General features: G+C 36.4%; 18 protein-coding genes. 10 read left to right on the top strand and 8 right to left on the bottom strand.

Annotated features, from left to right (window positions below):
• Nucleotides 1-401: 401 nt before the first annotated feature.
• The 7 genes from gyrA to dnaA all read right to left on the bottom strand — a co-directional run bounded on the left by gyrA (nucleotide 402) and on the right by dnaA (nucleotide 9,459).
• The gene (gyrA, locus tag DIS06_RS17510) at nucleotides 402-2,888 is read right to left on the bottom strand and encodes a DNA gyrase subunit A (protein WP_110114523.1); all 2,487 of its coding nucleotides are present in this window, start codon (nucleotides 2,886-2,888) and stop codon (nucleotides 402-404) included.
• Nucleotides 2,889-3,064: 176 nt separating this feature from the next.
• A complete protein-coding gene (gyrB, locus tag DIS06_RS17505; RefSeq protein ID WP_110114522.1) occupies nucleotides 3,065-4,990 on the bottom strand; it encodes a DNA topoisomerase (ATP-hydrolyzing) subunit B in 1,926 nt (641 codons plus the stop codon).
• 69 nt (nucleotides 4,991-5,059) lie between these two features.
• Nucleotides 5,060-5,278, bottom strand: coding sequence for an extracellular matrix regulator RemB (gene remB, locus DIS06_RS17500; RefSeq protein WP_110114521.1), 219 nt, complete (start codon nucleotides 5,276-5,278; stop codon nucleotides 5,060-5,062).
• Nucleotides 5,279-5,287: 9 nt separating this feature from the next.
• Nucleotides 5,288-6,406 (bottom strand): DNA replication/repair protein RecF, encoded by a 1,119-nt coding sequence (gene recF / locus DIS06_RS17495; protein WP_110114520.1) that lies wholly within the window; start codon nucleotides 6,404-6,406, stop codon nucleotides 5,288-5,290.
• A 15-nt stretch (nucleotides 6,407-6,421) separates the two neighbouring features.
• A complete protein-coding gene (gene yaaA, locus DIS06_RS17490; protein WP_110114519.1) occupies nucleotides 6,422-6,634 on the bottom strand; it encodes a S4 domain-containing protein YaaA in 213 nt (70 codons plus the stop codon).
• A gap of 147 nt (nucleotides 6,635-6,781) precedes the next feature.
• Complete coding sequence (dnaN, locus tag DIS06_RS17485; RefSeq protein ID WP_110114518.1) at nucleotides 6,782-7,918, bottom strand: DNA polymerase III subunit beta; 1,137 nt, start codon at nucleotides 7,916-7,918, stop codon at nucleotides 6,782-6,784.
• Nucleotides 7,919-8,115: 197 nt separating this feature from the next.
• Complete coding sequence (gene dnaA, locus DIS06_RS17480; RefSeq protein WP_110114517.1) at nucleotides 8,116-9,459, bottom strand: chromosomal replication initiator protein DnaA; 1,344 nt, start codon at nucleotides 9,457-9,459, stop codon at nucleotides 8,116-8,118.
• A gap of 1,152 nt (nucleotides 9,460-10,611) precedes the next feature.
• Between dnaA and rpmH the strand changes: the two genes are divergently transcribed.
• From rpmH to DIS06_RS17430, 10 genes are all read left to right on the top strand, one after another.
• The gene (gene rpmH / locus DIS06_RS17475) at nucleotides 10,612-10,746 is read left to right on the top strand and encodes a 50S ribosomal protein L34 (protein WP_110114516.1); all 135 of its coding nucleotides are present in this window, start codon (nucleotides 10,612-10,614) and stop codon (nucleotides 10,744-10,746) included.
• A gap of 115 nt (nucleotides 10,747-10,861) precedes the next feature.
• Nucleotides 10,862-11,212 (top strand): ribonuclease P protein component, encoded by a 351-nt coding sequence (rnpA, locus tag DIS06_RS17470; protein ID WP_110114515.1) that lies wholly within the window; start codon nucleotides 10,862-10,864, stop codon nucleotides 11,210-11,212.
• 109 nt (nucleotides 11,213-11,321) lie between these two features.
• The gene (spoIIIJ, locus tag DIS06_RS17465) at nucleotides 11,322-12,092 is read left to right on the top strand and encodes a YidC family membrane integrase SpoIIIJ (protein ID WP_110114514.1); all 771 of its coding nucleotides are present in this window, start codon (nucleotides 11,322-11,324) and stop codon (nucleotides 12,090-12,092) included.
• Complete coding sequence (gene jag, locus DIS06_RS17460; protein ID WP_110114513.1) at nucleotides 12,089-12,715, top strand: RNA-binding cell elongation regulator Jag/EloR; 627 nt, start codon at nucleotides 12,089-12,091, stop codon at nucleotides 12,713-12,715. The genes spoIIIJ and jag overlap by 4 nt, the downstream gene beginning before the upstream one ends.
• A 359-nt stretch (nucleotides 12,716-13,074) precedes the next feature.
• Entirely contained in the window at nucleotides 13,075-14,463 is a 1,389-nt protein-coding gene (mnmE, locus tag DIS06_RS17455; protein WP_110114512.1) for a tRNA uridine-5-carboxymethylaminomethyl(34) synthesis GTPase MnmE, read from the top strand.
• Nucleotides 14,464-14,480: 17 nt separating this feature from the next.
• Nucleotides 14,481-16,370 carry a tRNA uridine-5-carboxymethylaminomethyl(34) synthesis enzyme MnmG gene (gene mnmG / locus DIS06_RS17450; protein WP_110114511.1) on the top strand — a complete coding sequence of 630 codons (1,890 nt, stop codon included), beginning with the start codon at nucleotides 14,481-14,483 and terminating at the stop codon, nucleotides 16,368-16,370.
• 33 nt (nucleotides 16,371-16,403) lie between these two features.
• Nucleotides 16,404-17,120 carry a 16S rRNA (guanine(527)-N(7))-methyltransferase RsmG gene (rsmG, locus tag DIS06_RS17445; protein WP_110114510.1) on the top strand — a complete coding sequence of 239 codons (717 nt, stop codon included), beginning with the start codon at nucleotides 16,404-16,406 and terminating at the stop codon, nucleotides 17,118-17,120.
• Nucleotides 17,121-17,251: 131 nt separating this feature from the next.
• Nucleotides 17,252-18,127 carry a nucleoid occlusion protein gene (gene noc / locus DIS06_RS17440; protein ID WP_110114509.1) on the top strand — a complete coding sequence of 292 codons (876 nt, stop codon included), beginning with the start codon at nucleotides 17,252-17,254 and terminating at the stop codon, nucleotides 18,125-18,127.
• A gap of 128 nt (nucleotides 18,128-18,255) precedes the next feature.
• Nucleotides 18,256-19,038, top strand: a complete 783-nt coding sequence (locus DIS06_RS17435; RefSeq protein WP_110114528.1) for a ParA family protein — start codon at nucleotides 18,256-18,258, stop codon at nucleotides 19,036-19,038.
• Complete coding sequence (locus tag DIS06_RS17430) at nucleotides 19,010-19,861, top strand: ParB/RepB/Spo0J family partition protein (RefSeq protein ID WP_110114508.1); 852 nt, start codon at nucleotides 19,010-19,012, stop codon at nucleotides 19,859-19,861. Before DIS06_RS17435 ends, DIS06_RS17430 begins: the two co-directional genes overlap by 29 nt.
• Before the next feature lie 58 nt (nucleotides 19,862-19,919).
• Here the strand turns inward: DIS06_RS17430 and yyaC are convergent, their stop codons facing one another.
• Complete coding sequence (yyaC, locus tag DIS06_RS17425) at nucleotides 19,920-20,540, bottom strand: spore protease YyaC (RefSeq protein WP_110114507.1); 621 nt, start codon at nucleotides 20,538-20,540, stop codon at nucleotides 19,920-19,922.
• Nucleotides 20,541-20,590 lie beyond the last annotated feature (50 nt).

Genomic DNA, 20,590 nt, shown 5'->3' with positions numbered 1-20,590 from the left:
AGTTTAAAACTTAATTAACGTTGACGTTTGTCGCTTTGTTCAGTTTTCAAAGAACTCTTGTGCCGCCGAAGCGACTTCTTTATAATATCATTTTTCATTTAGCTATGTCAACAACTTTTTTAATGAAATAAAATATGTAATTTCGTTTTCAAAAGCGTTTGTTGATGACTTTTAAAATAATAACAGCTTTTATAAGGATATGCAAGCTTTTTTCATAAAAAAGCTAAAACAAAAATAGGACATACGTAACTAACTCTTAAAAAAGAGATTTACATGCAACATCCCTTGCTTATCTCTCCAATATACTACTGGATTTTGTCGGCAAGGGATGTCGTGATCTGAGCCGAATAGAGATGATTTTCTCCCTTTTTGTCTCAAATCAATTTTATTCTAGGCATTATTTATTCTTCTATATCTTCGCCTTCTATTCCTTCTACTTCCTCATCTTCAGGTTCATCATCTGAGAGTTGGACTTTCGCAACTGTTGAAACAAATTCATTATCACCTAATCGAATTAATTTAACTCCTTGCGTATTGCGTCCCATTTGAGAGATATCTGTCACTGATACACGAATTAGTACTCCGCTTACAGTTATAAGCATGATGTCTTCTCCAAGTGTGACAGATTTCAACGAAATTACTGGACCATTCTTATCTGTTACGTTACACGTTCTTAATCCTTTACCACCACGAGATTGAATACGGTAGTCATCGATCGGTGTTCGCTTACCGTAACCATTTTTCGTTACAATTAGAATATCAGCATCTTCTTCTACAATTTCCATTCCAATTACTTCATCATCTGAATCTAAGGTAATTCCTTTAACGCCAGTCGCTGTTCGTCCCATTGATCTTACGTTGTCTTCAGTGAATCGGATTAAGAGACCGTTTTTCGTCCCCATTACAACATCTCTTTTACCATCTGTAAGCTTAACTGAAATTAACTCGTCTTCTTCTCTTAAGTTTAATGCAATCAAACCACTTGTACGAATATTTTCAAAAGATGAAAGAGGTGTACGTTTCGAAATCCCCTGTTTTGTCGTAAAGAATAAAAAGCTATCATCTGTGAAAGCTTCTACTGGAATAATCGCATTGATCCATTCTCCTTTATCGACTTCTAATAAGTTGATAATTGGAATTCCTTTAGCTGTACGACTGTATTCTGGGATCTCGTATCCTTTTGCTCGATACACTTTTCCTTTGTTCGTAAAGAAGAGAATTGTATCATGCGTTGAGGTAGTTAGAAGATGCTCTACAAAGTCATTTTCATTCATATTCATACCTTGTATTCCTCTACCACCACGTTTTTGGCTTCGGTAGGTGGATACAGGTAATCTCTTGATATAACCATTGTGTGTAAGAGTAATCACGATGTTTTGACGCGGAATGAGATCCTCATCCTCAATAATTTCCGCTCCACCTGTCATAATTTCTGTACGACGGCCATCATTAAACTTTTCTTTTACTTCTTCTAACTCTGTGCGGATGATTTCTAAGACTCTTTCTTCATCTGCTAAAATTGCTTTTAAGTCAGCAATAAGTGCAACTAACGATTGGTATTCTTCTTCAATCTTTTCACGCTCTAAACCTGTTAAACGTTGTAAACGCATATCTAAAATTGCTTGAGCTTGCTTTTCAGATAAAGAGAATTGTGTCATTAATCCATTTCTCGCAATCTCAGTTGTTTGAGATGCTCGAATAAGACTAATTACTTCATCTAGATGATCAAGTGCAATACGTAATCCTTCTAAGATATGTGCTCTCGCTTCTGCTTTTCGCAACTCATATTGTGTACGTCTACGAATAACAACAATCTGGTGATCTAAATAGTATTTTAAACATTGTTTTAGATTCAGTACTTTCGGTTGCCCTTCTACTAAGGCTAGCATGTTAATACCAAAACTTGTTTGTAGAGCTGTCTGCTTATAGAGGTTATTTAGTAACACGTTCGCATTTGCATCTTTTCTTACTTCAATCACGACCCTCATACCAGAGCGATCTGATTCATCACGTAGATCTGTAATACCTTCAATTTTCTTATCGCGAACTAACTCAGCAATCTTCTCAATTAATTTTGCTTTATTTACTTGGTAAGGTAATTCATGAACAATAATTGCTTCTTTTCCATTACTACGTTCTTCAATTTCTACTTTAGCACGTAATGTAATAGAACCTCTTCCTGTCTCATACGCTTTTCGAATACCGCTTCTACCTAAAATCTGTCCTGCAGTTGGAAAATCAGGTCCAGGGATAATTTCCATTAATTCTGGAATTGTAATCTCTGGATCTCTACTCACCGCTAACACGCCATCAATTACCTCTCCTAGTTGATGAGGAGGGATATTTGTAGCCATACCTACCGCAATTCCTGCTGAACCGTTCACTAATAAGTTAGGAAACCTAGAAGGAAGAACAATTGGTTCACGTTCTGACCCATCGTAGTTATCTTGGTAATCAATCGTGTCTTTATTAATATCTCGTAGTAGCTCCATAGACACTTTAGACATTCTTGCTTCTGTATAACGCATTGCTGCTGCTGCATCACCATCAACGGAACCAAAGTTACCATGACCATCTACTAACATGTAACGGTAGCTAAAATCTTGAGCCATACGCACCATTGTATCGTATACAGCTGAATCACCATGTGGGTGATACTTACCAATAACTTCCCCTACGATACGAGCTGACTTCTTATAAGCTTTTTCTGCTGTCATTCCTAAATCATTCATTGCATATAAAATACGACGATGTACAGGCTTTAAGCCATCTCGTACATCAGGTAATGCACGAGATACGATTACACTCATCGCGTAATCTAAAAAGGATGATTTCATTTCTTGACTAATATTAATCTCTTTTATTTGAGAGTTTGGTTTATCTGACATCGATAAGAACCTCCTTCGCGAAGTTCAAGATAATAAATCCTATATGTAAAGGTGATGAACCTAAAAGAAAAGTGCTCGTTCTCTCAATACAATACTCCATAAAGGTACAAGTAATAAGTACTAGTTAGTATAAGAATTGAAGAAGAACAAGCACTTATAAGCCACTCACTCTTTAACTAAATATCTAAGTTTTTCACATATTTTGCATTTTCTTCAATGAAATTACGTCTAGGTTCTACTTTATCACCCATTAAAATTTCAAATGTTTCATCCGCTTCAATAGCATCTTGTAAATTAACTTGAAGCAATGTGCGTGTTTCAGGATCCATTGTTGTTTCCCATAATTGTTCGGGATTCATTTCCCCTAAACCTTTATAACGTTGCAATCCTGGTTTTACTCCTTCTGAGAACGTTTTGAGTAATTCCTCAAGCTGTTTATCGTTATACGCATACTCGATTCGTTTACCTTGTGTTACTTTATAAAGCGGTGGTTGAGCAATGTAAATATAACCATGCTCAATGATTTGTCTCATATAACGATAGAAGAACGTCAATAACAGTGTACGAATGTGCGCACCATCTACGTCTGCGTCTGTCATAATGACGACTTTATGATAGCGAGCTTTTGCAATATCAAAATCTTCTCCAATACCTGTACCTAGCGCCGTAATAATGGCACGAACTTCATTATTTGAAAGGATTTTATCTAAACGAGCTTTCTCAACATTAATGATTTTCCCTCGTAAAGGTAAAATCGCTTGGAAATGACGATCGCGTCCTTGTTTCGCTGATCCACCCGCTGAATCTCCCTCTACTACATATAATTCACTAATAGAAGGATCTTTAGATGAGCAATCTGCTAGTTTACCTGGTAGATTTGAGATTTCTAGTGCACTTTTTCTTCGTGTAAGTTCACGTGCTTTTTTAGCTGCCATTCGGGCTCTTGCAGCCATTACACCTTTTTCAATCACTTTCCTTGCCACGACAGGATTTTCAAGCAGGAATGTTTCAAAGTGTTCAGAGAATACCGAGTCTGTGATAGTTCTCGCTTCACTATTTCCTAGCTTTGTTTTTGTTTGTCCTTCAAATTGAGGATCTGGATGTTTAACAGAAATGATAGCTGTCAAGCCTTCACGTACATCTTCCCCTGTTAAATTTGCATCGTTATCTTTAAACACGTTATGCTTTCGTGCATAATCGTTAATCACTCTTGTTAACGCTGTTTTAAATCCAGCTTCATGCGTTCCACCTTCATACGTGTGGATGTTGTTCGCAAATGAGTACAAGTTACTTGTAAAACTTGCATTGTATTGAATTGCTACTTCAATGGAAATGTTATCACGGTTACCTTCGATATAAATCGGTTCTTCGTGAACGACTTCCTTTGAACGGTTAAGATGCTCAACGTAAGACTTAATCCCACCTTCATAGTGATACTCTTTCGTTTGTTCTTGCTCTTTACGTTTATCTTCAATGATAATTTTAATGCCTCGATTTAAAAACGCTAATTCTCTTAGACGATTTGCTAACGTATCAAAGTCATATTCTAATGTTTCAGTAAAGATCTCACCATCTGGTTTGAAATTAATAATCGTACCTGTTTTATCTGTTTCACCAATCACCTTTAAGTCTTCAGCCGGCACTCCTCTTTCATACTTCTGATAATGAATGCTACCGTCACGATGAACATAGACTTCTAAGGAAGTAGAAAGTGCATTAACAACAGAAGCACCTACACCATGAAGACCGCCTGATACTTTATAACCTCCACCACCGAATTTACCACCGGCATGAAGAACAGTAAGAATAACTTCAACGGCAGGACGTCCCATCTTCTCATGGATACCGACTGGAATACCACGTCCATTATCAGTCACTGTAATACTATCATCTTCCTCAATTTGCACTTTAATTTCATCACAGTATCCAGCCAATGCTTCATCGATACTATTATCTACAATTTCCCACACAAGGTGATGAAGTCCTTTGGCACTCGTAGACCCAATATACATACCTGGGCGTTTTCGAACAGCTTCTAGACCTTCTAACACCTGAATCTGATCAGCTTCGTAAGATTGTGCTTTTAATTCTTTCTGTTCCATTGTCAAACGTATCACCTACACTTTTTATTAGCAGTGAACTATTATCCCGATGTGACTGACTATTAAATATTAAAAGCCATATGCTCTCCTTTTAATCGTCTGAGGAGCCAAAGCAGAGTAATGAACACCATTGCTTGTAATGACAACTGACTTTGCTTGTTTAAGTATATCATTAAGTTTTATATCATGCTGATTGTATATGGATGACGATTGATAAACTTGCTTATCTAGAATAAAAATCATATCACACTTTTGAATAATTGTGCCTTCTCCTATATCGATGAGCAATATCTCACCTCATTTTACTTTTTCAATCTTTCCAGATACGACCTCATATGTGGCTGCTCTCTGTAACGTTTCATGATGAATTCCATCGATACTTGTGGTTGTTACGAACGTTTGAACCTTACCTTCGATTGTATTAAGCAAGTGAGACTGTCGAAAATCATCTAATTCAGATAGAACATCGTCTAATAGAAGAACAGGATACTCACCGATTTCAGCATGAATCAACTCAATTTCCGCTAACTTTAACGACAAAGCTGTTGTACGCTGTTGACCTTGTGAACCGAATGTTTGAACATCTTTTTCATTCACATAAAACGCTAAGTCATCACGGTGAGGTCCCACTAACGTGGTTCCCCTATCAATTTCTCTACTTCTTATTTTATCAAATTTTTCATAATATGCTTCTATCATTTTCGACAAATCTTTCTTGTCTGATACATCAATTGAATTCTTATATTCAATTCTTAACGTTTCAAGGCCTCTACTAATCCCCTTATGGATGGGTTCTGCCCACTCTTGAAGTAAGTGCAAGAACTCAAATCGCTTTTTCAGGATACGAGCTGCCATTTCAACTAACTGACTCGTTAAAATGTCTAGTAAAGATAAATCAGATTGTTTTCGTGTTTGCAACTGCTTCAAATACTGATTGCGTTGCTGTAAAATCTTCTGATATTTACCTAAGTCATGCATATAAACAGGAGAAACTTGCCCTATTTCCATATCAATGAATCGTCGTCTAACTTGAGGGCTACCCTTAACTAGATTTAAGTCTTCTGGAGCGAACATCACAGTGTTAATTGAGCCAACGTATTGACTTAACTTTCGCTGCTCTAGGTGATTGAACTTTGCTTTCTTACCTTTAGTTGAAATAATTAAATCTAAGGTGACAGGCCCGTTATGCTTTTCAACAATCCCTGTGATTTTGGCATACTCTTGGTCCCAGCGAATTAATTCTTTGTCATTTGATGTACGGTGAGACTTAGCCATAGATAAAACAAATATCGATTCCATGACATTAGTCTTTCCTTGTGCATTCTCACCTAAAATGACATTTACTTTATTTTCGAACTCTACAGTCGTTTTACTGTAATTACGATAATTAACTAACGAAAGCTCTTTAATATGCAAAAAAGTTCACCAACTTTAAGAAATTACAATAAATGAGCCAACACCTGGTACTTCCACCGTATCGTTCGCTCTTAACTTCCGACCTCGTCTGTCTTCTAATTCTCCATTCACATAGACTTCATGTTCACTTAAGAACCATTTCACCATGCCGCCTGTTTGAATGATATCTGCTAACTTCAGGAATTGTCCTAATGTAATGATCTCCGTTGAAATCTTAATTTTTGTCATATACACACTCCGTTCATTTTCAAATAGAATCCATTCCTCTATTTTACTAAATAATCCTCAACAAGAAAAGAAGCCGACTCATAACGCTCTAGCTTACTCCATCATCATGGAGTTTCGCCTGACATTATAAAATCAGCTCCTAATTTTTTAATATGTTCGTACTGGCAGAATAAGCTGAAGCATAGAATCATCTTCGACTGTCTTAATAACAAATGGTCGCATTGCTCCAGTAAAATTAATTTTAATGGTTGATCCTTCTAAAGCTTTCAATGCATCTAACATATATTTTGCACTAAAAGAGATCTTCAGTTCTTCTCCTTCAATGGATTCACTCTGTACTTCCTCAATTACTTTCCCAATCTCAGGGGAGTTTGAAGATATCTCAATGACTCCATCAGGTAGTGTTGATAATTTGACTACGTTATTACGTCCTTCTCGTGCTAATAAAGATGCACGGTCTATGGATTGTAAAAACTCTTTTACATTCAGAATCACATCTGTTTTACTTTCATTCGGAATTAAGCGTGATGTATCTGGGTAATTCCCATCTAATAAGCGAGAAAAGAATAAAAGATGCTTCGTTTTAAATAAAACTTGATTCTCTGTAATGACAATGTCTACTAACTCGTTGGAGTCATCTAATATTTTGCTAAATTCACTTAAGCTTTTACCTGGGATTACAACATTGTATGAACTATCATTTTCTGATTGAATAGTTGCTTTCCTTGAAGCTAATCGATGACTGTCTGTTGCGACACACGTTAGTTCTTTACCGTCAACTCTCCAGTTTACACCTGTCAATATAGGGCGTGTTTCTGAGGTGGACACCGCAAAGACAGTTTGTCGAATCATATTCTTTAATAGATCGTTAGGAATCTTAAATACGTTTTCTTCTTCGATCTGTGGTAAGTGTGGGTATTCCTCAGCATCTAATCCATTCAAATTAAACTCAGCTTTTCCAGAACGGATAATTGTTGAAAAGTGATTTTGAACTTCTACTTCTACTGTTTCTTTTGGCAACTTTTTAACGATTTCACTGAAGAAACGAGCTGGTAGAACAACACTTCCTGTTTTAATAATCTCTACAATCTCTTTGCCTTCATCTTCATTTGGAATGAACGACTCAATTGAAATATCAGAATCACTTCCTGTTAATGTCACGCCTTCTTCATTCACAACAAGTTTAATACCAGTCAGGATAGGAATCGTTGTGCGAGAAGACACAGCTTTCATGACATCTTGGACACTTTGAACTAAATAATCTTTTTGAATAATAAATTTCATGGAAATTCCTCCTTATAGAGAAGTGGATTTAGAAGCGAAGTCTATTATTAATTATTATTTTTTAAAGTAGTAGTAGTAATAGGGCCTGTGGAAATGTGGATAAGCCCTTTGAAAATGATAACACAGCCTATCCACATGTGGACAGACTGTGTACAATCCTATCGCATTTATACACAAAAAACAAGAAGCAAAAGAGTTTAAAACTTGAGAGAATCACTAATCTCTTTTATTTGCTTTTGTAATTGAGCATCACTTTGAACTAACTTTGAAATTTTTTCATGAGCATGAATGACTGTTGTGTGATCTCGCCCACCAAATTCCTCACCAATTTTCGGTAAAGATGAATCTGTTAATTCACGCGATAAATACATGGCAATTTGGCGTGGAAAGGCAACTGATTTTGTTCTTTTCTTCGCTTTAAAGTCATCTAATTTGATATTAAAATGTTGTCCAACAACTTGCTGGATATTTTGAATCGTAATGATTTTGGGCTTCGAGCTTGGAATAATATCTTTTAATGCTTCTGCTGCTAGATCTGCATTAATATCTTTATTAATTAAAGATGAGTAAGCTACAACGCGAATAAGTGCGCCTTCTAGCTCACGAATATTCGAATCAATTTGATTTGCAATGTACAGCATGACTTCGTTAGGAATCGCTAACCCATCTGCTTTCGCTTTTTTGCGTAAAATCGCAATTCGAGTTTCTAGATCTGGAGGTGTGATATCTGTAATTAATCCCCACTCAAATCGAGAGCGTAAGCGATCTTCTAACGTTGGGATTTCTTTTGGTGGTCGATCACTTGAAATGATAATTTGCTTACTTTCTTCATGAAGTGTATTAAATGTATGGAAAAATTCTTCTTGTGTTTGTTCTTTACCAGCTAAAAATTGAATATCATCTATGAGTAAAACATCTACGTTTCGATACTTGTTTCGAAATTCAACTGCTTTGTTATCACGAATTGAATTAATAAACTCATTTGTAAATTTTTCTGATGAAAGATAAACAACCTTCGCAGATGGATTATGATCTAATACATAGTGCCCAATCGCATGCATAAGATGGGTTTTACCTAATCCAACCCCTCCGTAAATAAACAATGGATTATAAGCTTTAGCTGGTGCTTCAGCCACTGCTAGAGAAGCGGCGTGTGCAAAGCGATTACCTGAGCCAATCACAAACGTGTCAAATGTGTATTTTGAATTCAGCATACTTTGTGGTAACTCAGCGGGCTCTTCTTTGGATACTTTTTTCTTTTGCGGCTGTATATCAAAATCTTCTTCTGTCTGATTTTGAGGGATAATAAATTTTACATCTAGCTCTTCGCCAGTTAAGTCGTATAAAGTTTCAGCAATCAGGTTAGAATAACGTGATTCAAGCCAATCCCTAGCAAAGTCATTAGGAGCCGTAATAATTAAAGCATCGCCTTGCAAAGCATGTGCTTTTGTGGATTTTAACCATGTTTCAAAACTAGGTTTACTTAATTTCTTCTCAATTTCTCCTAGTGCTCGATTCCATAAGTCATGTATATTCTCCAAAATACCCCTCCTTTGCATTCATTTTATTGAGTTGTACAAAACATGTACAACGATATATACATCGGTATGCATGAAAAATCAATATTTATACAATTGCATTTATGGTGTCAAATATATATTATAGAAGATAGTCGACTATTCGACACATTCCACAACTTGTGGATAATTGTTATCCTCTACAGTGAATTCAATGTCCACAAGTTATCCACATTTGTGGATAAGAATATTATGTGGAAAAGTTGTTAAGAGTGAAAACAAAAATATAATATCAAATAAAATCAATAGTTGCAATGGAATTTCAAAACTTATCCACAAGAACTACAGGTTGTGGAACATAGTTTTCCACAATACTAGATGATGTGTATGATTTGTCGATAAACATTTTGATAACTGAAAAATGTCGAAAAAACTTATCCACAATAGCATTGGATCAAGAAAATGAATAAATGTGATTCTTTTTATGCTTTTTTTGAAGCAGACAGATTCACTGAAAAATAGGAAGTGTATAACGAAGTGAACAAGGGTGAAACTAGATAGGAGACGATAAATGTTTTGATCTCATTTATTTTAAGAGAAGGCTTGTTTCTGAAAGGTTGTTATGTGTAAAGTCGTTTCTCACCCAATTATTTGTCAAGGATGATTGAAGTGGAACGTGCAAGATTCTAGTAGAAGCAACATAATAGATGAGATTCCCCAGGAGCTTTTTGATGAGGAAGTATACCAGATGCTCTACAGAAAGCAAGTATCCTAGACTGTAAATCAACATCTTCCTGTAAACTTATAATGAACAGATAAAAGGTTCTTCACAGCGTTTTTTAGTCGAGCTTTTGAATAACAACAGGCGAAGGTTGGTCAAAGAGTAAGGGATTAAATTGTAAAAAGACGCACCACATCCTTAATGGAAAAGGGGAGCCTAGAGTACAATTTAGTGATACGTTATGACTTGTTCAAGTGCAACAAAGTTCAAGAAAACGACCTTTTAAAAAAAGTAAGATAGGTATGGACAAGTATTCAAAAAGAAGATAGGATTATAATGTTGTGAAATAGAAATAAAACAGCTTTTTTTACAAATAACATTGACAGATTACCAAGCGGTTCTCTATAATTATTAGGACTGTCTTTTTCAGATATTCCTCAGGGAGGTGTTAATAGATGAAAAGAACTTATCAACCAAATAAACGTAAGCGTAGCAAAGTACATGGTTTCCGTGCTCGCATGAGCTCAGCAAACGGACGTAAAGTTTTAGCACGTCGTCGTCGTAAAGGAAGAAAAGTATTATCTGCATAATAGGCCACTGAGACGTCAGTGGTCTTTTTTTTCGATTTCATGTCATAAATTACCTCTTTTTTGACAAGGAATAAAGAAGATTGCGATGACCTGGAATTGAACAGGAGCTGTGAAAATGAAAAAAAGTTATCGAATTAAAAAAAATGAAGAATTTCAACAAGTGTTTAAAAAGGGGAAGTCAGTTGCAAATAGACAATTCGTTGTCTACGTATTAGATAAACCGGATCAGCTACATTTTCGTGTAGGTTTGTCGGTAGGAAAGAAAATTGGAAACGCTGTAGTACGTAACCGAGTGAAACGATTGCTTAGACAAACAGTCTTCGAACTGAGCCCATTTTTACGGCAACCGAAAGATTACGTAATTATTGCAAGACAACCTGCGGCAACAATGAATTATGATGAGGTAAAAAAGAGTTTGCAACATGTCTTAAATAAAGCTAGAGTGTTAAATAAAGTACATAAATAAGAGAAGTATTTGATTAACACATAGAGGTGTTTTTTTAGTTTAATCCTTATATAATGTACTTGGACAACCTCTGCAAGAGGGATGAATGAATAAAAGGAGGATATAGAGATTGAGGAAAAAGCTACTATTCGGGCTCGTTCTTATCTTATCATTAACAGTTTTAGCTGGATGTACAGAGATCAATCAGCCTATTACATCAGAGAGTAAAGGGTTTTGGAATGAGTATGTTGTATACCCATTATCATGGCTAATTACGTATTTTGCTAACCTCTTTGGAGACTATGGATTATCAATCATTGTTGTAACGATTTTAATTCGCTTATTAATTCTACCTTTAATGGTAAAACAAATGCAAAATACAAAAGCGATGCAAGCGTTACAGCCTGAAATGCAAAAGTTAAGAGAAAAATATAGCTCAAAAGATGCTAAAACGCAGCAAAAGCTTCAGCAAGAAACGATGCAGTTGTTTCAAACACATAATGTGAACCCGTTATCTGGTTGTTTACCAATTTTAGTTCAAATGCCAATTTTAATCGGTTTCTTCCATGCCATTACACGTACCGAAGAAATTGCAAATCATACATTCTTGTGGTTTGATCTAGGAACAAGAGATCCATATTTCGCTTTACCAATTATCGCAGGTATCACAACATTTATTCAACAAAAAATGATGATGGCTGGATCTGCAACACAAAATCCACAAATGGCAATGATGCTTTGGATTATGCCAATTATGATTGTTATTTTCGCCATTAATTTCCCAGCAGCTTTATCTTTATACTGGGTAGTAGGGAACTTGTTTATGATTGCTCAAACTTACTTTATTAAAGGTCCCGATTTGAGTCAGAAAAAACATGAACTAGGGGGAGCGAAAAAGTGAACCAACTAACTGCTACTGGTCAAACAGTCGATGAAGCAGTCAAATATGGTTTAGCTCAACTAGGCGTTTCAAAAGATAAAGTGAAAATTGAAGTACTTGATGTAGGAAAGAAAGGGTTTCTTGGCATCTTTAAATCCAAGCCAGCTGTTGTAAGAATTGAAGTGTTACAAGACCCAATCGAAGAAGCTGAAATGTTTCTAAAAAGTGTTAGTAAAGAAATGAATGTAGAAATCGAAATTGAAGTCATCCAGCGTGCAAGAGAGTACGAATTTAAAATTCGCGGTAAAGAAATTGGGGTTTTAATTGGAAAAAGAGGACAAACACTCAATGCTCTACAAGTTCTTACGCAAATCGTAGCGAATCGATATAGCTCACATTATATAACAATTATGCTAAATCCTGAAGGCTATCGAGAAAAAAGAAAAGAGATTTTGGAAAACCTTGCATTAAAGATGGCGAAACATGCAACAAAAACACATAAGGCGGTTCATTTAGAGCCAATGCCTTCCTATGAAAGAAAAGTCATTCACCATATCTTAGCTCATCACTCTTCTGTTCGCTCGTCTTCAACAGGACGAGAACCAAATCGAAGTGTTGTTATTGAACCAAAAAGTCCTCGTTGAAACGAGGGCTTTTTTTGATAGATCAAAACCGTTAACACATGAAACGATGTAAAGAGAGTGCGGACAATGAGTAAAAAAGACGACAGGAATTGGTATGAAAGAAGCGTGAAGTGATAATTGTTATTCACATGTGGATAAGTTAAAATAAGACTGTTATAACTAGACGGACTGTGAATAATTTTTGAGAAGTTATTGATGTTGAATTTTATAAAAATATGGTATCCTATTTATTTGGTGTTATTGTGCTTTATTTCAGTGTTAAATGTTTTCGATTTTGAAAAACTGTAAACGATAGTAATAAGAAAGTCGTGTTGAAATAGATAAGAAAGAGAAATAGAAAGGAAATGAGGTGAAGGCTAATGTTAGATTTTGATACAATTGCGGCCATCTCGACCCCGATGGGAGAGGGTGCAATTGCTATTGTTCGCTTAAGTGGAGATGAAGCGTTTAAGATTGCCAATGCAATTTTTAAGAGTCCCGGTAAGAAAGATTTATTAGAAGTTCCTTCTCACACCATTCATTATGGTCATATTGTTGATCCGAAAACAGGTGACACTGTTGAAGAAGTAATGATGTCCGTTATGAAAGGGCCTAGAACGTTTACAAGAGAAGATATCGTTGAAATTAATTGCCATGGTGGGATTGTTTCCGTGAACCGTGTCTTGCAGCTCGTGTTAGCAAACGGTGCTCGTTTAGCAGAACCAGGTGAATTTACAAAAAGAGCATTTTTAAACGGTCGAATTGATTTGTCTCAAGCAGAAGCAGTGATGGATTTAATTCGTGCGAAAACGGATAAAGCGATGAACGTGGCGATTAATCAAATGGAAGGTCGTTTGTCAAACTTGATTCGTAAACTTCGCCAAGAAATTTTAGAAACATTGGCTCATGTAGAAGTAAACATCGATTATCCTGAGTATGACGATGTAGAAGAGATGACTCATTCTATTTTAATTGAAAAAGCAACGAAAGTACGAAATGAAATTGCGAAGTTGCTTCAAACATCTCAGCAAGGAAAAATCTTACGAGAAGGACTAGCAACGGTCATTGTGGGTCGTCCAAACGTAGGGAAATCATCACTTTTAAATAGCTTAGTACAAGATACAAAAGCAATTGTGACTGACATTCCTGGTACCACTCGAGATGTGATCGAGGAGTATGTGAATGTAAGAGGTGTACCTTTACGATTAGTTGATACGGCTGGTATTCGTGAAACGGAAGATATCGTCGAGCGAATCGGTGTAGAGCGTTCACGTCAATACTTAAAAGAAGCAGATTTAATTTTACTCGTCTTAAATTTCCATGAGGATTTAACAGAAGAAGATGAGCGTCTATTTGAAGCGGTCAAAGGCATGGATTACATTGTGATTGTAAATAAGACGGATTTATCACAAAAAATCGATTTGGAACGAGTACACGAACTAGCAGAAGGACATTCTGTTGTGACAACTTCTTTATTGCGTGAAGAAGGAATTGATCAATTAGAAGAGGCAATCGCTTCATTGTTCTTTGAAGGTTCTGTTGAGTCACAAGATTTAACGTATGTTTCAAATACAAGACACATTGCACTTTTAACACAAGCTCAAGGTTCCATTGATGAAGCTATTTCAGGAATTGAAAGTGGCATCCCAATTGATATTGTTCAAATTGATTTAACAAGAACGTGGGAGTTACTAGGAGAAGTAATCGGAGAGTCTGTTCATGAAAGCTTAATTGATCAATTGTTCTCTCAATTTTGTTTAGGAAAATAATAAAAGGAGGTACACATATGCATTATCATGGTGGAGATTATGATGTAATTGTAATTGGTGCTGGACATGCAGGGTGTGAAGCAGCTCTTGCTTCTGCTCGCATGGGTGCGAAAACATTAGCCATTACAATTAACTTAGATATGGTTGCGTTTATGCCATGTAATCCGTCTGTTGGTGGTCCAGCTAAAGGGATTGTTGTACGTGAAATTGATGCCCTAGGCGGAGAGATGGGTAAAAACATCGATAAAACGCATATTCAAATGAGAATGTTGAATACAGGGAAGGGTCCAGCGGTTCGAGCGTTACGTGCACAAGCTGACAAATTTCTTTATCAACATGAACTAAAGAAAACATTAGAAAACGAAAAAAACTTAACTTTGCTACAAGGAATGGTCGAGCGCTTAATTGTGGAAGATGGCGAGTGTAAAGGCGTTATCACACAAACAGGTGCAACGTATAACGCGAAAACAGTCGTGATTACGACAGGTACATTCTTGCGTGGTGAAATCATCCTTGGACAACTTAAATATTCAAGTGGTCCAAATAATCAACAGCCTTCGATTTCATTATCAGAGCATTTAGAAGAGCTTGGGTTTGATTTGGTTCGTTTTAAAACGGGAACACCCCCTCGTGTAAATAGTCAAACGATTGATTACAGCAAAACAGAAATTCAGCCTGGTGATGATGTACCACGAGCGTTTTCGTATGAAACAACTAAGTATATCACAGATCAGTTACCGTGTTGGTTAACATATACAAGTGAAAAAACACATCAAATTATTGATGATAACCTACATTTATCACCAATGTATTCTGGCATGATTAAAGGAACAGGTCCGCGTTATTGTCCATCGATTGAAGATAAAGTCGTTCGCTTTAACGATAAACCAAGACATCAAATCTTCTTAGAGCCAGAAGGTCGTAACACACAAGAAGTTTACGTACAGGGACTGTCAACAAGCTTACCAGAAGAAGTACAACGTAAGATTTTATCTACGATTCCTGGTCTTGAAAATGTTCAAATGATGCGTGCTGGTTATGCAATTGAATATGATGCGGTTGTGCCGACGCAACTGTGGCCAACGCTTGAAACAAAAGTAGTGACAAATTTATATACAGCCGGTCAAATTAACGGAACGTCTGGTTATGAAGAAGCGGCAGGTCAAGGGTTAATGGCTGGAATTAATGCAGCAAGAAGAGCATTAGGTCGAGAAGAGTTAATTCTTAGCCGTTCAGATGCATACATCGGTGTCTTAATTGATGATTTAGTTACGAAAGGGACGAATGAACCTTATCGTTTATTAACATCAAGAGCGGAGTATCGCTTATTACTTCGTCACGACAATGCAGATTTACGTTTAACGGATATCGGACGAGAGATTGGACTAGTATCCGATGAGCGCTATGCTCGTTTCCAAAAGAAGAAAGAGCAAATTGAAGAAGAAAAAGCACGCTTAGCTGCATTTATAATTAAACCATCAACTGATGTACAGGCTGTCATTAAAGAAGCAGGCGGCAGTGAGTTAAAGGATGGTATTAAAGCCATCGATTTATTAAAGCGTCCGGAAATGACATATGAACATATTTATAAGTTAGCTCCAGCAGATGTAGACATTGATTCAGATGTAGCAGAACAAGTCGAAATTCAAACAAAATATGAAGGCTATATTCAAAAATCATTACAACAAGTTGAGCGTTTGAAAAAGCTTGAAGATAAAAAAATTCCAGACAACATTGATTATGATGCGATCAATGGATTAGCATCAGAGGCTCGACAAAAGTTAAAAGAAGTTCGTCCATTGACTGTTGCGCAAGCGTCACGTATTTCTGGAGTGAATCCAGCGGACGTATCGATTTTACTTGTTTATATTGAACAAGGTCGTATTGCGAAAGTATCAAATGAATAAAATCGCGAATTTTCAATGTGAAAGGGAAGACATATGAACAAAGAACAGTTTCAACAATTACTTGAGGCAAGAGGCATCACCCTTTCGTCTCAACAACTTGAACAATTTGATATGTATTACAAGTTGCTTGTCGAGTGGAATGAGAAAATGAATTTAACGGCGATTACAGAATACAGTGAAGTGCTTGAAAAACATTTTTACGATTCAATTTCAGCTGCTTTTTTTCATGATTTTTCATCCGCTCAAACGATTTGTGATGTCGGTGCAGGAGCTGGGTTTCCGAGTATCCCATTGAAAATCTGTTTCCCTCATCTTCATGTGACAATCGTTGATTCACTACAGAAGCGAATCACCTTTTTATCAAACTTAGTGGATGCATTGAATCTTGAAAACGTGTCTCTTTATCATGATCGAGCAGAGACATTTGGAAAGAAAGAGCCAATTCGTGAGTCGTACGACGTTGTAACAGCTAGAGCCGTTGCACGTATTTCGGTTTTAAATGAGTTTTGTTTACCACTTGTAAAGGAAAATGGCCTTTTTATTGCAATGAAAGGGGCATCAGCGCCTGAAGAGTTAGAAAAAGGTGAAAAATCGATGCAAGTATTAGGTGGAAAACTGAACCGAATTGAACATTTCCAATTGCCTTTAGAAAAAAGTGAGCGTTATATTATTTTTATAGATAAAGTAAAAAAGACCCCTAACAAGTATCCTAGAAAGCCGGGTACACCGGTGAAAATGCCTCTTGAATAATGAAGAAGAATAGATAGATGTTTCATGTGAAACATCTATCTACTTTTAGAATTTCATAAGAATTAGCAGGAAAAGAAATAGAAGTAGAGAACTAATTTATGGTGGGATTTTCCTAAAGGTGGTGTAGCACGATGAAATCTGCTTTTTCACGTTTTTTTAACTTAAAAGACAAAGTTCAAGAGGAAATGGACATTGAACAGCCAATAAAAAGTGAAAACGAAGAAGAAGTGACACGAGATGAAGTGAAACAAATAGAGGTTTCAAGCATCATTCCAAACCGTTATCAGCCGCGAACTGTGTTCAACGAAAATAAAATTGAGGAATTAGCACTTACGATTCACACACATGGTATTATTCAACCCATTGTAGTGCGTCCAATGGATGAAGAATCTTATGAGCTAATTGCTGGGGAACGTCGGTGGAGGGCTGTACAGACGCTCGGTTGGGAGACAATTCCTGCAATTGTGAAACACTTTAATGATACAGAGACCGCTTCTGTGGCTTTAATTGAAAACTTACAACGTGAAGAGCTGACGGCTATTGAAGAAGCAATAGCTTATGCCAAATTAATAGAGTTACATAATTTAACACAAGAAGCATTAGCGCAACGTCTTGGAAAAGGTCAATCAACGATTGCAAATAAGCTTCGATTGTTAAAACTTCCAAATGAAGTACAAGAAGCAATCAAGAAAAAGTTAATTACAGAACGACATGCACGTGCGCTTATTCCATTAAAAGATCCAGAAAAGCAGTTAATGGTCTTGAATGAGATTTTAGAAAAGCAATTAAATGTGAAGCAAAGTGAAGAACGTGTGGCGAAGTTGTTAGAGAATCAGACGGCGAAGAAACGAGCAAAACGAAAAGCATTTAGTAAAGATGCACGAATTGCGATGAATACGATTCGTCAATCTCTATCAATGGTAAATGATAGTGGCATTTCATTTGATTCTGAAGAAGAAGAGTTTGATGATTATTACCAATTTACCATTAAAATTCCGAAGAAGTAGTGTCGTGAATAATCCTCATCTTTTGTCATGATGAGGTTTTTTTGTAAAAAAAGTGAAAGTATTCATAATTTACTGATAGAATAGGTGGTAGAGTAATCGATTTTATGCAAATGAGGGTAGGTGACACCGTGGGCAAGATTATTGCAATTGCCAATCAAAAAGGTGGAGTTGGAAAAACTACTACTGCAGTAAACTTAGGAGCATGCTTAGCGCATCAAGGCAAGAAAGTGCTACTTGTAGACGGAGATCCTCAAGGGAATGCAACAAGTGGAGTGGGGATTGATAAAGCTGAAGTAGACGCTTGTATTTATAATGTCATTGTAGAAGATATGGATGCAAGTGAAGTCATTTGTTACACAGCAGTTGATCATCTTTCTATTATTCCTGCAACCATTCAGTTGGCTGGTGCAGAGATTGAACTTGTTTCCACTATCTCAAGGGAAGTTCGCTTAAAAAGAGCGTTAGAAGCGGTGAAAGATCAATATGATTATGTTATTATTGATTGTCCACCTTCTCTAGGTTTGTTAACAATCAATGCGCTTACAGCATCAGGCTCTGTTTTAATCCCTGTTCAATGCGAGTATTATGCATTAGAAGGATTAAGTCAGCTGTTGAATACCGTTCGCTTAGTTCAAAAGCATCTAAATCAACATCTTCGCATTGAAGGTGTGTTATTAACGATGCTAGACGCAAGAACCAATTTAGGGTTACAAGTAACAGCTGAAGTGAAGAAGTATTTCCAAGATCGCGTGTATCAAACTATTATTCCACGAAATGTTCGTTTGAGTGAAGCACCTAGTCATGGTGAACCGATTATTTTATATGATGCAAGATCTAGAGGAGCCGAAGTTTATATGGAACTTGCAAAGGAAGTGATATATAGTGGCGAAAGGATTAGGAAAGGGCATTAATGCATTATTTTCTGGATTAGATGTACAAAGTGAAGATTCGATTAAAGAAATGTCTCTTCATGAGTTAAGGCCTAACCCTTATCAACCTCGTAAAACGTTTCAACCAGAAGCGATTTTAGAGTTAAAACAATCCATCTTACAACATGGTATCTTACAGCCCATTATTGTGCGTAAAAGTATAAAGGGATACGAAATTGTCGCAGGTGAACGAAGATTTCGAGCAGCAAAAGAAGCGCAGCTTGAAACGGTTCCTGTCATCATTCGAGAGTTCTCTGAACAACAAATGATGGAGCTTGCTTTACTAGAAAACTTACAACGAGAAGATTTAACACCGATTGAAGAAGCATTGGCTTATCAAACCCTTATTCAAAAGTTAGATATGACGCAAGAACAGCTTGCCGTTCGACTAGGAAAAAGTCGCCCTCACATTGCGAATCACTTACGGTTATTAAATCTACCAAACTCAATTCAACAACTTGTGTCAGATGGTAAACTGTCAATGGGACATGGACGAGCATTGCTTGGGTTAAAGAAAAAAGAGTTGATATTGAAAGTTGCACAAAAAGTTATTGAAGAGCAATTAAATGTTCGCCAATTAGAAGAATATATTTCTCATGTAAATGAACATGTTTCACGTGAAACGAAGCCAAAATTAGAAAAGAATGTGTTTTTCAAGGAAAGTGAAGCAAAACTACGTGAAACATTCGGTACATCTGTTCACATTACGCAACAAAAGAAAAAAGGAAAGATTGAAATTGAATTCTTTTCACCTGAAGATTTAAATAGACTACTAGAGTTACTTCAGCGGGTACCAAATTCATAAAATAGAATTTGTAAAAAGATTGTCCTAAAGAAATGTCTCTTCTTAAGGACGATCTTTTTTATTGCGTGGATTTGCGTAAATTTAAAAAAATAGAGCGACTTTGCTTCTTTCTTGAAGGATCTTCGCTTGCTTCATAAATGCATTCTGCAATTAAATCAGCCATTTTCATAACAAGGAATAGACGTGTGTTTTGAAGCACAAAAAACTCCATAAATCCACTCACATTCACAATGCCCGTGATGTACATATTTCCTACAGGTGGTAAATCTTTATTTACCCCAGCACCTGGCTTAACAGGTCCTCCACCCATTGTCACCATGCCTACACTTTTCATTTTTCCAAGACATGCATCAATTCCGATAACAAATGGATTATGGTGAACTTTATAAATCTCTTTTAACGTTTCTTTCAAATTAACAGCATGAATAGGTTCTTCTAATGTCCCATATATATGAAAAGAGGACAATCCTTTTTCTTTTAACTTTGTGCCAACTAGTGGACCTAATGAATCCCCAGTTAGGCGATCAGTTCCGATGCATACAACGACAATTTGTTTATCTAGAGAAGAAGGTAGAAGGGAAAGTAAATGATCTTTTAAAACAAGTGAAGCTTCTCGTTCATCATGGGGAACACGAATTGGATCTCGATTCCTCTCAAAGAAGGAGGATTTTACGTTCATAGTGCCCACTCCTTTTACATAGTAGTAACAGTATACGAAGATTTATAGAA

It is taken from the genome of Bacillus sp. CGMCC 1.16541, from assembly GCF_003184905.1.
Classification (GTDB): Bacteria; Bacillota; Bacilli; order Bacillales; family Bacillaceae_H; genus Priestia.
The sequence above is the reverse complement of the archived record's forward strand: the minus strand, read 5'-3'. Positions and strand labels throughout refer to the sequence as shown.